This window comes from Sulfuricella sp. T08 (assembly GCF_000971475.1).
Taxonomy (GTDB): domain Bacteria; phylum Pseudomonadota; class Gammaproteobacteria; order Burkholderiales; family Sulfuricellaceae; genus Sulfuricella.
On record NZ_DF967551.1, the window covers coordinates 1 to 15,535 of the forward strand.

The 15,535-nt window shown below is 55.9% G+C and carries 12 protein-coding genes, 1 tRNA gene and 1 pseudogene; all 14 read right to left on the reverse strand.

Going from position 1 to position 15,535, the window contains the following annotated elements; translation table 11 throughout:
- A partial coding sequence (locus SCT_RS12820; protein ID WP_032978997.1) for a GTP-binding protein occupies positions 1-91 on the reverse strand: 91 nt, incomplete at its 3' end.
- A 28-nt stretch (positions 92-119) separates the two neighbouring features.
- The gene (gene fusA / locus SCT_RS12825) at positions 120-2,213 is read right to left on the reverse strand and encodes an elongation factor G (RefSeq protein ID WP_059423679.1); all 2,094 of its coding nucleotides are present in this window, start codon (positions 2,211-2,213) and stop codon (positions 120-122) included.
- 103 nt (positions 2,214-2,316) lie between these two features.
- Positions 2,317-2,787 (reverse strand): 30S ribosomal protein S7, encoded by a 471-nt coding sequence (gene rpsG, locus SCT_RS12830; RefSeq protein WP_009206589.1) that lies wholly within the window; start codon positions 2,785-2,787, stop codon positions 2,317-2,319.
- A gap of 29 nt (positions 2,788-2,816) precedes the next feature.
- A complete protein-coding gene (gene rpsL, locus SCT_RS12835) occupies positions 2,817-3,194 on the reverse strand; it encodes a 30S ribosomal protein S12 (protein ID WP_009206590.1) in 378 nt (125 codons plus the stop codon).
- A gap of 184 nt (positions 3,195-3,378) precedes the next feature.
- Positions 3,379-7,581, reverse strand: a complete 4,203-nt coding sequence (gene rpoC / locus SCT_RS12840; RefSeq protein WP_059423670.1) for a DNA-directed RNA polymerase subunit beta' — start codon at positions 7,579-7,581, stop codon at positions 3,379-3,381.
- A gap of 79 nt (positions 7,582-7,660) precedes the next feature.
- The gene (gene rpoB / locus SCT_RS12845; RefSeq protein ID WP_059423671.1) at positions 7,661-11,734 is read right to left on the reverse strand and encodes a DNA-directed RNA polymerase subunit beta; all 4,074 of its coding nucleotides are present in this window, start codon (positions 11,732-11,734) and stop codon (positions 7,661-7,663) included.
- A 134-nt stretch (positions 11,735-11,868) separates the two neighbouring features.
- Complete coding sequence (gene rplL, locus SCT_RS12850; protein WP_009206593.1) at positions 11,869-12,243, reverse strand: 50S ribosomal protein L7/L12; 375 nt, start codon at positions 12,241-12,243, stop codon at positions 11,869-11,871.
- Between the two features lie 59 nt (positions 12,244-12,302).
- Positions 12,303-12,827: a 50S ribosomal protein L10 gene (rplJ, locus tag SCT_RS12855; RefSeq protein WP_009206594.1), complete on the reverse strand. Its 525-nt coding sequence runs from the start codon at positions 12,825-12,827 to the stop codon at positions 12,303-12,305.
- Positions 12,828-13,084: 257 nt separating this feature from the next.
- Complete coding sequence (gene rplA / locus SCT_RS12860; RefSeq protein ID WP_059423672.1) at positions 13,085-13,780, reverse strand: 50S ribosomal protein L1; 696 nt, start codon at positions 13,778-13,780, stop codon at positions 13,085-13,087.
- Between the two features lies 1 nt (position 13,781).
- Positions 13,782-14,213 (reverse strand): 50S ribosomal protein L11, encoded by a 432-nt coding sequence (gene rplK, locus SCT_RS12865; protein ID WP_009206596.1) that lies wholly within the window; start codon positions 14,211-14,213, stop codon positions 13,782-13,784.
- Between the two features lie 79 nt (positions 14,214-14,292).
- Positions 14,293-14,826, reverse strand: coding sequence for a transcription termination/antitermination protein NusG (gene nusG, locus SCT_RS12870; protein WP_009206597.1), 534 nt, complete (start codon positions 14,824-14,826; stop codon positions 14,293-14,295).
- Positions 14,826-15,173, reverse strand: coding sequence for a preprotein translocase subunit SecE (secE, locus tag SCT_RS12875; protein WP_059423676.1), 348 nt, complete (start codon positions 15,171-15,173; stop codon positions 14,826-14,828). The genes nusG and secE overlap by 1 nt, the downstream gene beginning before the upstream one ends.
- A gap of 102 nt (positions 15,174-15,275) precedes the next feature.
- Positions 15,276-15,351, reverse strand: a tRNA-Trp gene (locus tag SCT_RS12880).
- 71 nt (positions 15,352-15,422) lie between these two features.
- Positions 15,423-15,535 (reverse strand): annotated as a pseudogene (locus tag SCT_RS16840) (elongation factor Tu); the annotation flags it as partial.

Sequence of the window (15,535 nt, forward strand, 5' to 3'; positions counted from 1 at the left end):
CCGCCGTCAGCGTCGTCTTGCCGTGGTCCACGTGACCAATCGTGCCTACGTTTACGTGCGGCTTCGTCCGCTCAAATTTGCCTTTTGCCATGATGACTTCCCTCTATCTTAAAGAACGATTATTTCTTGTTAATAATTGCTTCAGCGACATTTTTTGGCGCCTCTGCATAATGCTTGAATTCCATTGTGTACGTTGCACGACCCTGGGTCAGTGAGCGCAGCGTGGTGGAGTAGCCGAACATTTCAGCCAAAGGCACTTCGGCCTTGATGGATTTCCCGCCACCGGCCATGTCATCCATGCCCTGGATCATGCCACGACGAGAGGACAGATCACCCATCACGTCGCCCATTTTCTCTTCCGGCATCTCGACTTCCACTGCCATCATCGGCTCAAGCAGAACCGGACTGGCTTTGCGCATTCCGTCCTTGAACGCCATCGAAGCCGCCATTTTGAATGCGTTTTCGTTGGAATCGACGTCATGGTAGGAACCATCGAACAATGTCACTTTGACGTCCACCACCGGGAATCCGGCGAGAACACCGTTCGGCAATGTTTCGCGTAAACCTTTTTCTACCGCAGGAATGTATTCGCGCGGCACAGTACCGCCCTTGACGGCATCAATGAATTCAAAGCCTTTACCGGCCTCGTTCGGGCCCATCTTGATCCAGACATGGCCATACTGGCCGCGACCACCGGACTGCTTGACGAACTTGCCTTCGACTTCGACTTCTTTCCTGATTGCCTCGCGGTAGGCCACTTGCGGCGCACCCACGTTAGCCTCGACGCCGAATTCGCGGCGCATACGGTCAACCAGAATTTCCAGATGCAGTTCGCCCATGCCGGAAATAATGGTTTGATTGGTTTCCTCGTCAGTACGCACACGAAACGATGGATCTTCCTGCGCCAAGCGATTAAGAGCCAAGCCCATTTTTTCCTGGTCCACCTTGGTCTTGGGCTCTACGGCAACGTGAATCACCGGCTCAGGGAATATCATGCGCTCAAGAATGATCGTTTTATTCAGGTCACACAGCGTATCGCCCGTGGTCGCTTCCTTCAGACCCACTGCAGCGGCGATATCACCGGCGTACACTTCCTTCAGCTCTTCGCGCTGATTGGCGTGCATCTGCAGAATCCGGCCGATGCGCTCTTTCTTCCCCTTGATCGGGTTGTAGATGGTATCGCCGGTCTTTACCATGCCGGAATAGACGCGGAAGAAAATCAGCTGACCGACAAAAGGATCGGTCATGATCTTGAACGCCAGACCAGCAAACGGCTCATCGTCGCTCGCCTTGCGGCTGCCGATCTCGCCATTTTCCAGTTCGCCTTGCACCGGCTTGATATCAGTCGGTGCCGGCATGTAGTCAATCACGGCATCCAGCATCGCCTGCACGCCCTTGTTCTTGAATGCGGATCCACACAACATCGGAACGATTTCACCACCAATAGTACGTTGACGCAGGCCGCGCTTGATTTCAGCTTCCGACAAATCACCCTCTTCGAGGTATTTGTTCATCAACTCTTCAGACGCCTCGGCAGCGCTCTCCACCATCTTCTCACGCCATTCTGTAGCAACCGCCAGCAGGTCGGCCGGAATATCGCGCAGGTCGAATTTCATGCCCTGGGAAGCCTCATCCCAGTAAATCGCCTTCATGCGAACCAGATCGACTACACCTTCGAATTTGTCTTCCGCCCCGATTGGCACCTGCAACGGCACCGGGTTGGCTTTCAGACGGCTCTTCATCTGGTCGTAAACCTTGAAAAAGTTGGCGCCGGAACGGTCCATCTTGTTAACGAAGGCCAGACGCGGCACGCCGTACTTGTTGGCCTGACGCCACACGGTTTCAGACTGAGGCTGCACACCACCCACCGCGCAATACACCATGCAGGCGCCGTCCAGCACACGCATCGAACGCTCAACTTCAATAGTGAAGTCAACGTGGCCCGGGGTGTCGATGATATTGATGCGATGCTCGGGGTAGTTATTATCCATACCCTTCCAGAAACAGGTCGTCGCTGCGGAAGTAATGGTGATTCCGCGCTCCTGCTCCTGCTCCATCCAGTCCATGGTGGCGGCGCCGTCATGGACTTCACCGATCTTGTGCGATACTCCGGTGTAAAACAGCACACGCTCGGTTGCGGTGGTCTTGCCGGCGTCAATATGCGCGCTAATGCCGATGTTGCGATATCGTTCAATGGGTGTTTTGCGTGCCACAGTTAAAACCTTTACTAAAACCTTCAACCACAAAGTTCACAAAGAACAAAAAAGAAAGCGGTCAGCCTGAGCCCCGCAATCTCCGTGTTCTCTGTAGCTAAATTTAGAACCTGTAATGTGCGAATGCCTTGTTGGCTTCGGCCATACGGTGAATTTCATCACGCTTTTTCATTGCGGAACCGCGGCCTTCAGCGGCGTCCAGCAATTCGCCAGCCAGGCGGAAGCCCATCGACTTCTCGCCACGCTTGCGTGCTGCATCCTTGATCCAGCGCATCGCCAGCGCAGTGCGGCGAACCGGACGAACTTCAACCGGCACCTGGTAATTGGCACCACCAACCCGACGGCTCTTCACTTCGACGGAAGGACGCACATTCCCCAGAGCTTGAGTAAACACCTCAAGCGGGTTTTTGCCGCTTTTCTTCTCAATCTGCTCCAAAGCGCCGTAAATAATCCGCTCGGCAACGGCCTTTTTACCTGCCGTCATCAGCACATTTACGAACTTGGAAATTTCTGCACTACCGAATTTCGGATCAGGCAGGACTTCACGCTTGGGAACTTCTCTACGTCTTGGCATAATTACCTCGGGTCAATCTTTAAATTAGTTTAAGCCGCCTTCGGGCGCTTGGTGCCGTACTTGGAGCGACTCTGTTTACGATCTTTCACGCCAGCGGTATCCAGGCTGCCGCGCACGGTATGGTAACGAACACCAGGCAAGTCCTTGACACGACCGCCGCGGATCAGCACCACCGAGTGCTCCTGCAGGTTATGGCCTTCACCGCCGATGTAGCTGGACACCTCGAAGCCGTTGGTGAGACGGACACGGGCGACTTTACGCAACGCCGAGTTCGGTTTTTTTGGCGTCGTGGTATAGACGCGGGTACACACGCCGCGCTTTTGCGGGCTGCTTTCCAGCGCAGGCACTTTGCTCTTGGCAGGCTTGGGCTCGCGCGGCTTACGCACTAACTGGTTAATCGTTGGCATTGATAATCCATTCCTAAAAAAATAACGGGGACGGCAACCGTTGCCGTCCCAAATATATGCACAGCGCTCTTTAAGAAATCCGGCGCAGGAATTTAGCCACTGCTAAAAAGACTGACGATTCTATTTTCTCCCTGACCAAATGTCAAGCTCACCGTGCGGTTATTTCACCGCACGGGGGGATTCCTCAGGCCGAAAGCTCGCTGCCTTCCGGTTCAGATGGAGATTCTTCGATCAACTCTGCACCTATCACCAAACCTTCACCCGACTTCTGTCGGCGGCGAGCAGTGTGGAAAGCCAAACCGGTACCCGCTGGAATCAGGCGGCCAACGATAACATTCTCCTTCAGGCCACGCAGCTCATCCCGTTTGCCCATGATCGCCGCTTCAGTCAGCACACGCGTCGTTTCCTGGAAGGAAGCGGCGGAGATGAACGAATCAGTAGACAGCGACGCCTTGGTGATGCCCAGCAACATGTACTCGTAAACAGCCGGCTCCTTCCCCTCAACCACCATTTTTTCGTTCTCCGCCAACACGTCAGCTCGCTCAACCTGCTCGCCCTGGATGAAGCGGGTCTCACCTGGGTCCACCACGGTCACACGGCGCAGCATCTGGCGCACGATCACTTCGATGTGCTTGTCGTTGATCTTCACACCCTGGAGGCGGTACACGTCCTGAACTTCATCGGTAATGTAGCGTGCCAGCGCCTCGACACCCCTCAAGCGCAGGATGTCATGCGGATCAGCCGGGCCGTCGACGATGTTTTCGCCCTTGTTGACCACCTGACCGTCGTGAGCAGTGACGTGCTTGTCCTTCGTAATCAGGTATTCGTGGGCAACGCCATCCAGATCGGTAATCACCAGGCGCTGCTTGCCCTTGGTGTCCTTGCCGAACGACACGATACCAGTGACTTCGGCCAGCAAGCCGGCATCCTTCGGAGAACGCGCCTCGAACAGTTCGGCCACGCGCGGCAGACCCCCGGTAATATCACGGGTCTTGGAGGTTTCCTGCGGAATCCGCGCCAGCACGTCGCCGACGCTGACCTGCTGACCATCCTTCACCGTAATGATCGAGCCCAGCTGGAAGGTGATGTTGACCGGCAAATCGGTACCGGCGATCTTGATTTCCTGGCCGTTTTCATCAAGCAGCTTGACCTGCGGGCGCAAACCCTTGAACTGGGTCGTGCCGCGCCGCTTGGGATCGATAACTACCAGAGAGGACAAACCCGTCACGTCGTCGAGCTGCTTGGCTACGGTAACGCCTTCTTCAACGTTGTCGAAGCGTGCAGTGCCCGCATATTCGGTAATGATCGGACGAGTATGCGGATCCCAGGTCGCCAGCACCTGGCCGGCCTTGGCGACGGAGCCATCCGAGGCCAGCAAGGTAGAGCCGTAAGGAATTTTCTGACGCTCGCGCTCGCGACCGTTGTCGTCAGTGATGATCACTTCGCCACTACGCGAAATCACGATCTGTTCGTTCTTGGCGTTGGTCACGTAGCGCATGCCGGAGGCAAAGCGCGCTACGCCGTTGGATTTGATTTCGACCTGACTTGTTGCCGCCGCACGAGATGCCGCACCGCCGATGTGGAAAGTACGCATGGTCAGCTGTGTACCCGGTTCGCCGATGGACTGCGCCGCAATCACGCCGACCGCCTCGCCCACGTTCACCTCATAGCCACGACCAAGATCGCGACCGTAGCACTTGGCACACAAACCGTAGCGGGTTTCGCAGGTCAGCGGGGTACGCACTTTGACTTCGTCGATGCCCAGTTGCTCGATCGCTTCCACCGCATCTTCGTCCAGCAATGTGCCGGCCTCGTAAACGGTCTCGCTGGTCTCCGGATTAACCACATCCACCGCAGTGGTGCGTCCGAGGATACGCTCACGCAACGGCTCGACCACTTCGCCACCTTCAACCAGCGCCTTCAGCGCCATGCCTTCGGCAGTGCCGCAATCGTTCTCGGTGACCACCAGATCCTGGGTCACGTCCACCAGACGGCGGGTGAGGTAACCGGAGTTCGCAGTCTTCAGCGCAGTGTCAGCCAAACCTTTACGTGCGCCGTGAGTAGAGATGAAGTACTGCAGAACATTCAGACCTTCGCGGAAGTTTGCAGTAATCGGGGTCTCGATGATCGAGCCGTCAGGCTTGGCCATCAGACCCCGCATGCCGGCCAACTGACGAATCTGCGCCGCGGAGCCACGGGCGCCGGAATCGGCCATCATGTAAATCGAGTTGAACGACTCCTGGGTGACCGTCTTGCCATCCCGGTCGACTACCGGCTCGGTGCCAAGATGGTTCATCATGGCCTTGGCCACCTGGTCGCCGCAACGGCCCCAGATATCCACTACCTTGTTGTAGCGCTCACCCTGAGTAACTAGTCCGGAGGTGTACTGCGCCTCGATTTCCTTGACCTCTTTCTCGGAAGCTCCGATCAGTTGTTCCTTCTCTGTCGGGACCAGCATGTCATCGACACAGATCGAAATGCCTGCGCGAGCCGCGTAAGCGAAACCCGTATACATCAGTTTGTCGGCGAAAATCACGGTTTCGCGCAGGCCGCAGCGGCGGAAACTGGCGTTTATCAGCTTGGAGATTTCCTTCTTCTTCAGCGCCTTGTTGATCAGAGGGAACGGCAATCCGACAGGCAGAATCTCGGACAACAAAGCCCGGCCGACCGTGGTCTCGTAACGCGTGATTTTTTCGTGCTTGTTACCTTCCTCATCCAGCTCGTATTCCTTGATGCGCGCAGTAACCTTGGCATGCAATTCGACCTGGCGCGACTCATAAGCACGCGAGATCTCGCTGATCGTGCCGAACAGCATACCTTCGCCTTTGGCATTGATCTTTTCTCGGGTCATGTAATACAGACCCAGCACGATATCCTGCGACGGAACGATGATCGGCTCACCGTTGGCGGGCGACAACACGTTATTCGAGGCCAGCATCAAGGTGCGCGCCTCGATCTGCGCTTCCAGCGACAGTGGCACGTGGACGGCCATCTGGTCGCCGTCGAAGTCGGCGTTGAAGGCCGCGCAAACCAGCGGATGCAACTGAATTGCTTTGCCCTCGATCAGCACCGGCTCGAAAGCCTGAATGCCGAGACGATGCAGAGTCGGCGCACGGTTCAGCATCACCGGATGCTCACGGATCACGTCTTCAAGAATGTCCCAGACTTCCGGAATCTCGTCTTCCACCATGCGCTTGGCTGCTTTGATGGTCGTAGCCAGGCCGAGCACTTCCAGTTTGTGGAAAATGAAGGGCTTGAACAATTCCAGAGCCATTTTCTTTGGCAGGCCGCACTGATGCAATTTCAGCTGCGGACCCACCACAATCACGGAACGACCGGAGTAGTCGACGCGCTTGCCCAGCAGGTTTTGACGGAAGCGGCCACCCTTGCCCTTGATCATGTCGGCGAGCGACTTCAGCGGCCGCTTGTTGGCACCGGTCATGGCCTTGCCACGACGACCGTTGTCGAGCAGGGAATCCACGGACTCCTGCAGCATCCGCTTCTCGTTGCGAACGATAATTTCCGGTGCTTTCAGCTCCAGCAAACGCTTCAGACGGTTGTTGCGGTTGATCACGCGACGGTACAAATCGTTCAGGTCGGAGGTCGCGAAGCGGCCACCATCCAGCGGCACCAGCGGGCGCAGTTCCGGCGGCAGCACCGGCAACACTTCCAGGATCATCCACTCCGGCTTGATGCCGGATTTCTGGAACGCCTCCAGCACCTTGAGGCGCTTGGCGAGTTTCTTGATCTTGGTTTCGGAACCGGTTTCCGACAAATCCTTGCGGAGTTTTTCGACTTCAACCTCGATGTTAAGGGTACGCAACAGTTCGCGCACACCTTCCGCACCCATACAGGCGTGGAATTCGTCGCCGAATTCTTCAACCTTGGTCAGGTAGTCGTCCTCGGTCAGCAATTGGGCGCGATTAAGCGGCGTCATGCCCGGATTGGTCACTACGTAAGCTTCGAAGTACAGCACCCGCTCGATGTCGCGCAGTGGCACGTCCAGCACCATGCCGAGCCGCGAGGGCAGCGACTTGAGGAACCAGATATGGGCAACCGGGGAAGCCAGCTCGATGTGGGCCATGCGCTCACGGCGAACTTTGGACTGGGTTACTTCAACGCCGCACTTCTCGCAGATCACACCGCGATGTTTGAGACGCTTGTACTTGCCGCAAAGACATTCATAGTCCTTGATCGGTCCGAAAATTTTGGCGCAGAACAAGCCATCGCGCTCAGGCTTGAAGGTGCGATAGTTGATGGTCTCCGGCTTCTTTACTTCACCGTAGGACCAGGAACGGATTTTCTCCGGAGAAGCCAGAGCGATCTTGATCGCTTCGAACTCTTCTTCCTGGGTAACCTGTTTAAATAAATCGAGCAGTGCTTTCATGTAACCTCCGTGAGGCGTGAGGGGTGAGGCGTGAGGAGTAATGGCGTGGTATTACGCTTACCCCTCACCTCTCACCAAATCAATAACGTTCCAAATCGATATCAATGGCCAGCGAGCGAATTTCCTTGACCAGCACGTTGAAGGATTCCGGCATGCCAGCATCGATCTTGTGTTCGCCCTTGACGATATTCTCGTAAATCTTGGTACGTCCGCTGACATCGTCCGACTTCACAGTCAGCATCTCTTGCAGGATGTACGCGGCGCCATAAGCTTCGAGCGCCCACACTTCCATCTCGCCGAAACGCTGGCCACCGAACTGTGCTTTACCGCCCAGAGGCTGCTGCGTGACCAGACTGTAAGGCCCGGTGGAACGTGCGTGCATCTTGTCGTCCACCAGATGGTGCAGTTTGAGCACGTGCATGTAACCCACCGTGGTCGGACGTTCAAAGGTTTCACCGGTGCGTCCATCGCTCAGGAATATCTGGCCGGATCGGGGCAAGCCCGCCAGTTCCAGCATGTCCTTGATTTCTTCTTCGGTTGCGCCGTCGAACACTGGCGTTGCGAACGGCACGCCGCCCTGCAGGTTATGTGCCAAGGTCAGCACTTCCTCGTCAGTCAGTGAAGCGATGTCCTCGGTCTTGCCACTGGTGTTGTAGATTTTCCCGAGGAACTTGCGCATATCCTGAATCTTGGCCTGCGCCCTGAGCATATCGCCAATCTTGATACCCAGGCCTTTGGCAGCCCATCCCAGGTGAACTTCCAGGATCTGCCCCACGTTCATACGCGAAGGTACGCCCAGCGGGTTGAGCACGATGTCCATCGGGGTACCGTCGGCGGTATAGGGCATGTCCTCGATCGGAACAATCTTGGATATAACACCCTTGTTGCCGTGGCGACCAGCCATCTTGTCGCCTGGCTGCAGGCGGCGCTTCACCGCGACGTATACCTTGACCATCTTCTGTACGCCTGGCGGCAGTTCGTCGCCACTGGTTAGTTTTTTCTTTTTCTCTTCGTACATCGCATCGAAATCAACACGTTTCTGCGCCAGACTTTCCTTCAGCTGTTCCAGTTGGCGTGCTTCATCCTCACCGGCAAGACGCACATCGAACCACGAATGGCGCTCGACCTCAGTCAAATAGGCTTTAGTGATCTTGGTACCCTTGGCCAGTTTTTTCGGCCCACCGTTGGCGGTCTTGCCGACTAGAAGGCGTTCAATCCGGCCGAAGGCATCGTTCTCGACGATGCGCATCTGGTCAGCCAAATCCTTCTTGAAGCCCTTGAGTTCATCATCGATGATCTGCTGGGCACGTACGTCACGCTCGATTCCCTCGCGAGTGAACACTTGCACGTCGATCACCGTGCCGGACATGCCGGACGGCACGCGCAGCGAAGTGTCCTTCACATCGGATGCCTTCTCGCCAAAAATAGCACGCAGCAGTTTCTCTTCCGGCGTGAGTTGGGTTTCGCCTTTGGGCGTAACCTTGCCCACCAGCACGTCGCCCGCCTCTACCTCGGCGCCGATATAGCAGATGCCGGACTCGTCGAGACGACCGAGCATGCGCTCGGACAGGTTGGAAATGTCACGGGTTATCTCTTCCGGTCCAAGCTTGGTGTCGCGTGCGACAACGGAAAGTTCTTCGATATGGATCGAGGTGTAGCGGTCATCCGCGACCACGCGCTCGGAGATCAGGATCGAATCCTCGAAGTTGTAGCCGTTCCACGGCATGAACGCCACAAGCATGTTCTGGCCCAACGCCAGTTCGCCCATGTCGGTGGAAGCACCGTCGGCGATCACGTCGCCGGCAGCGATGATGTCGCCGACCTTGACCAGCGGACGCTGGTTGATGTTGGTGTTCTGGTTGGAACGGGTGTACTTGATCAGGTTGTAGATATCCACACCGACTTCGCCAGCGAGTGCCTCATCGTCATGCACCCGCACCACGATGCGGCCGGCGTCGACATGATCGACCACACCGCCACGGCGTGCCTGTACCGTAGTACCGGAATCCACCGCCACCGTGCGCTCGATACCGGTACCCACCAGCGACTTCTCGGCACGCAGACAGGGAACCGCCTGACGTTGCATGTTGGAACCCATCAATGCGCGGTTGGCGTCATCGTGCTCAAGGAACGGGATCAGCGAGGCCGCCACGGAGACGATCTGCGACGGGGCCACGTCCATGTATTGCACCTTGTCCGGAGTGGACAGGGCAAATTCATTATGATGACGGCAGGACACCAGGTCCTGCTTGAATTTGCCATTCTTGTCGAGGTCGGCATTGGCCTGGGCAATCACATACTTGCCTTCTTCGATCGCCGACAGATAATCAATCTGGTCGCTGACCTTGCCGTCCACCACCTTGCGATAGGGTGTTTCCAGAAAGCCGTATTCATTGGTGCGTGCGAACAGCGCCAAGGAGTTGATCAGACCAATGTTCGGGCCTTCCGGCGTTTCAATCGGGCATACCCGGCCATAATGGGTGGGATGCACGTCACGCACCTCGAAGCCGGCGCGCTCACGAGTCAAACCGCCCGGACCCAAAGCTGAGACGCGGCGCTTGTGGGTAATCTCGGACAATGGGTTGGTCTGGTCCATAAACTGCGACAACTGGGACGAACCGAAAAACTCCTTGATCGCGCCAGACACAGGCTTGGCGTTGATCAGGTCATGCGGCATCAGATTCTCAGACTCGGCCTGGGACAGACGCTCTTTGACGGCGCGCTCGACGCGGACCAGTCCGGCACGGAACTGGTTTTCTGCCAGTTCGCCAACCGAACGCACCCGACGATTGCCGAGGTGGTCGATATCATCGATCTCACCGCGACCGTTCTTGAGTTCAACCAGAATCTTGATCACCGAAACAATGTCGTCATTATCCAGGATCATGTTGCCGGTCAAAGCCTCGCGGCCGACGCGGCGATTGAACTTCATACGACCGACGGCAGATAGGTCGTAGCGCTCCTCGCTGAAGAACAGGCCATTGAACAACGCCTCCACCGAATCCTCGGTGGGGGGCTCGCCAGGTCGCATCATGCGATAGATGGCGACGCGGGCAGCAGTTTGATCCAGAGTCTCATCAATGCGCAGGGTCTGCGAAATGTAGGGCCCCTGATCCAAGTCGTTAGTATAAAGAGTGCTGATCTTGGCAATGCTTGCGGCCTGCAATTTTTCCAACAGCTCTTCGGTGATCTCGTCGTTGGCGTTGGCAATAATCTCGCCGCTTTCCTTGTCAACAATGGCGTGGGCTAGCACACGGCCCATCAGGAAATCATCCGGCACAGTCACTTTCTTGATGCCAGCTTTCTCCATTTCACGGATATGCTTGACGGTGATCCGCTTGTCCTTGGGCACAATAATGGTGCCATCTTTCCCAGCGACATCGAACTTGGCGACTTCACCACGCAGACGCTCCGGGACCAACTCGAACTGCACACCTTTTTTGGCCAGATGGAAAGTGTCATTGACAAAAAATTGTGCAAGGATCTGCTCAGGCTGGTAACCCAAGGCCTTCAGCAGGATCGTCACCGGCATCTTGCGGCGGCGGTCAATACGGAAGTAGAGGTAATCCTTCGGATCGAATTCGAAATCCAGCCATGAACCACGGTAGGGGATCACACGTGCTGAGAACAACAGCTTGCCGGAAGAGTGTGTCTTGCCACGGTCGTGCTCGAAGAACACACCGGGAGAACGATGCAACTGGGACACAATTACACGCTCAGTGCCGTTGATCACGAACGAGCCAGAGCGGGTCATGAGCGGAATCTCGCCCATGTAAACTTCCTGCTCCTTGACTTCCTTTACCGTCGGCTTGGAGGCTTCCCGATCCATGATGGTCAGGCGCACTTTAACGCGCAGCGGGGCCGCGAAGGTCAATCCGCGCTGCTGGCATTCCACCACGTCAAACGGCGGCTCGCCAAGTTTATAGCTAACGAAATCCAGACGGGCATTTTTGGAATGGCTCTCGATCGGGAAAATCGAGCTGAATGCAGCCTGCAGGCCTTCGCTCTTGCGAGCTTCGGGCTTGACTTCAGCTTGCAGAAAAGCCGCGTAGGAGTCCAGCTGGGTGGCCAGCAGAAAAGGCACTTCCAGCACGCTGGCTCGCTTGGCAAAGCTTTTGCGGATACGTCTTTTCTCAGTAAAAGAGTAGCTCATAGTATCTCCATGAATGTTTCCGCATCAGAGGACGGAAGGTAGAAGACTGCGAACGGCGGTCTGCTATCTGCCGGCTTCTAAAAGCGGGAAAAGGCTGGCGGTTTCCCGCCAGCCTGATCTCGGTACAGCAGTGCTTACTTGACTTCGCAGGTCGCGCCAGCTTCGATCAACTGCTTGGCAACAGCATCGGCATCAGCCTTGGAAACGCCTTCCTTGACAGCCTTGGGAGCGCCGTCCACCAAGTCTTTGGCTTCTTTCAGGCCCAGGCCGGTGATGGTGCGAACCACTTTGATGGTGTTCACTTTGTTCTCACCAGCGCCGGTCAGAATGACATCAAACTCGGTTTTTTCTTCAACAGCAGCGGCAGCACCCGCCGGAGCGGCAACGGCAACAGCGGCAGCAGCAGCAGAAACGCCGAACTTCTCTTCCATGTCCTTGATCATTTCGGACAGTTCGAGAACGGTCATGCCAGCGATTGCGTCGAGAATTTCAGCTTTGGAAATAGCCATGATTTAACAACTCCTGAATAAATAATTTGAAACTGGATTTAAGATTTGGTTGTAGCTGTTTATGCAGCCTGCTTTTGGTCGCGCACAGCAGCAAGTCCGCGTACGAACTTGGTTGGCACTTCGTTGAGCGTGCGCACGAACGTTGCGACTGGCGCCTGCATCGTACCCATGAGTTTGGACAGCAATTCGTCGCGACTCGGCATGGTGGCCAGGTTTGCAACATCCTTGGAGGACATCACAAAATTAGCCATGGCACCGGCTTTGATCACGAACTTATCATTGCCTTTGGCAAACTCATGCAGCACTTTAGCTGCCGCAACAGGGTCGCTGGAAATACCATAAGCAAGTGGCCCGACCAGATGGTCGGACAATCCCGCAAACGGAGTTTCCGCAACAGCACGACGCACCAGGGTGTTTTTCAACACGCGCAGGAAAACGCCGGCTTCGCGAGCCTTGGCACGCAGCTTGGTCATGTCTTTCACTTCCATGCCGCGATACTCAGCAACTACGATGGTCTGAGCACTTGCCAGTTGCGCGCTCACTTCAGCTACAACTGCTTTTTTCTCTTCAAGATTCAGACTCAAGGTCTTCCCTCCTTCCGTTAAAATTAGCCCTGGAACCGGGTTGGTTTCCCGCCCGATACCCTGGACTTACCCACGGCGACCTTCATTCAGGAGAAACTGACGCCAGCAAATCAGAACGCCGGCAATAAATTTCAAAACCTGTCTGGGCACGCCATCTGCGTAGACGACCTTAACCTCGCGGTCAGACCATTAAATCCTCAGGATATCTACGGTCTTTGACGGCCTGTCGGAGCTTCCCCCGGCAGACCCAAAGTTCGTTATGCAGCCAGAGTGCTTTGATCCACCCTGACGCCAACACCCATGGTGCTGGAAACCGCCATTTTTTTCAGATACACACCTTTGGAGGCAGCAGGCTTAGCCTTGTTCAAAGCATCCACCAGAGCCAGCAGGTTTTCTTTGAGTGCGTCTTCGCCGAAGGAAGCACGACCGATGGTGCATTGCACGATACCGCCCTTGTCGGTGCGGTACTGAACCTGACCGGCCCTGGCGTTTTTCACCGCTTCAGCTACGTTAGGGCTTACCGTACCGACCTTGGGGTTAGGCATCAACCCACGCGGACCGAGGATCTGGCCCAACTGACCGACGATGCGCATGGCATCAGGAGTAGCAATGACCACATCGAAATCCATCTTGCCGGCTTTGATTTCAGCTGCCAGATCTTCGAAACCGACGATATCGGCACCCGCTTCCTTGGCCTTGGTCGCATTGTCGCCCTGGGCGAAAACGGCGATACGTACTGTTTTGCCGGTACCGCGTGGCAACACGACGGAGCCGCGCACCAGCTGGTCGGATTTACGTGCATCAATACCGAGATTCACGGCCACATCGATGGACTCGTCAAATTTGGCGGTCGCAGTTTGCTTGACCAGCGTCAGCGCTTCAGCCAGCGCATAAGATTTGGTGCAATCGACTTTGGCCGTAATTGCCTTGGTGCGTTTGGAAATATGTGCCATGTTATACGCCCTCCACTTCAATGCCCATGCTGCGGGCGCTGCCAGCGATCGTGCGTACTGCCGCATCCATGTCGGAAGCAGTCAGATCCGGCATCTTCGCTTTGGCGATGTCTTCTGCCTGAGCGCGCGTCAGCTTGCCCACCTTGTCGGTATGCGGACGCGGGCTGCCTTTTTGCACGCCGGAGGCTTTTTTGATCAGCACGGTAGCGGGAGGCGTCTTCATGATGAAGGTGAAGCTCTTGTCCGCGTAGGCGGTAATCACCACCGGGATCGGCAGGCCCACTTCCAGACCCTGGGTCTGGGCATTGAACGCCTTGCAGAACTCCATGATATTCAGGCCGCGCTGACCCAGTGCTGGACCGATAGGTGGGCTGGGGTTGGCTTTGCCTGCAGGCACCTGCAGCTTGATGTAACCTATGATCTTCTTTGCCACTTTTACAACTCCTCTAAAATGGGTGCAAACGCTCTATACAAACCGCTGTACCGAGCTCCCCAGTTAAAAAATCTTTAGATCAGGCTTTCTCGACCTGACTGAACTCCAGTTCCACCGGAGTGGAACGACCAAAAATCAGTACCGACACGCGCAACTTGCTCTTGTCGTAATTGACTTCTTCCACCATGCCATTGAAATCGGTGAACGGCCCTTCCTTGACTCGTACCGCCTCGCCCACCTCGAACAGCACCTTGGGCCTGGGTTTTTCCACGCCATCCTGGATCTGCTGCATCAGCGCGGCAACTTCCTTTTCACTGATTGGCGTGGGTTTCTGCGCGGAACCGCCGACAAAACCGGTCACCTTGGCGGTATTTTTTACCAGGTGCCAGCTCTCATCGTCCATTTCCATCTGCACCAGCACATAGCCCGGAAAGAATTTGCGCTCACTGATGCTCTTCTGGCCGCTTTTCATCTCGACCACTTCTTCGACCGGCACGAGAATCTGACCGAACTTGTCCTGCATGCCTGCGCGCTCAATGCGCTCCTGCAGGGCTCGCTGTACACTCTTCTCGTAGCCCGAATAGGCGTGCACTACGTACCATCGCATTGCCATCAATCCCCCTGGCCCATCAATAATTTGACCGCCCACATCAGGCTGGCATCCACAATCCACAGGAAAATGGCGATCACCACCACGAGCAGAAACACGACGCCGGTGGTCTGAAAGGTTTCCTTGCGGGTCGGCCACACAACTTTCTTGGTTTCTACCCACGCATCCTTGCCGAAAGCGAAAAACTGCTGGCCAGGGCTAGTAAACCGTGCCACGAAAATTGCCATGCCCACGCCCGCCAGTACAGCCAACACACGCAACACCAAAGCATGCTCGGACAACAGGTAGAAGCCGGCAATTCCAGCTGCAAGCAGCAAAACAGCCAAGCCCAACTTGATTTTATCTGTCATAAGGTTTCTTTTTCGGAAATGCAAACAGCGACCGGCACATATGCCGGTCGCCCGATCAATTTATTATGGCTATCGCCCGTTCGCTTTTCCACACCATCTATTTGGCAGGCCAGGAGGGCCTCGAACCCCCAACCCTCGGTTTTGGAGACCGATACTCTGCCAATTGAGCTACTGGCCTAATTTTTTGTGAGGAGAGGATGAGGCGGAAAACCAGCTTCTCACGCCTCACCTCTAAACCCTCACCGATTCTTACTCAATAACCTTAGCCACAACACCAGCACCCACGGTACGACCACCTTCGCGAATCGCGAAGCGCAGACCTTCTTCCATCGCGATCGGCTGAATCAGCGCGACCGTGATCG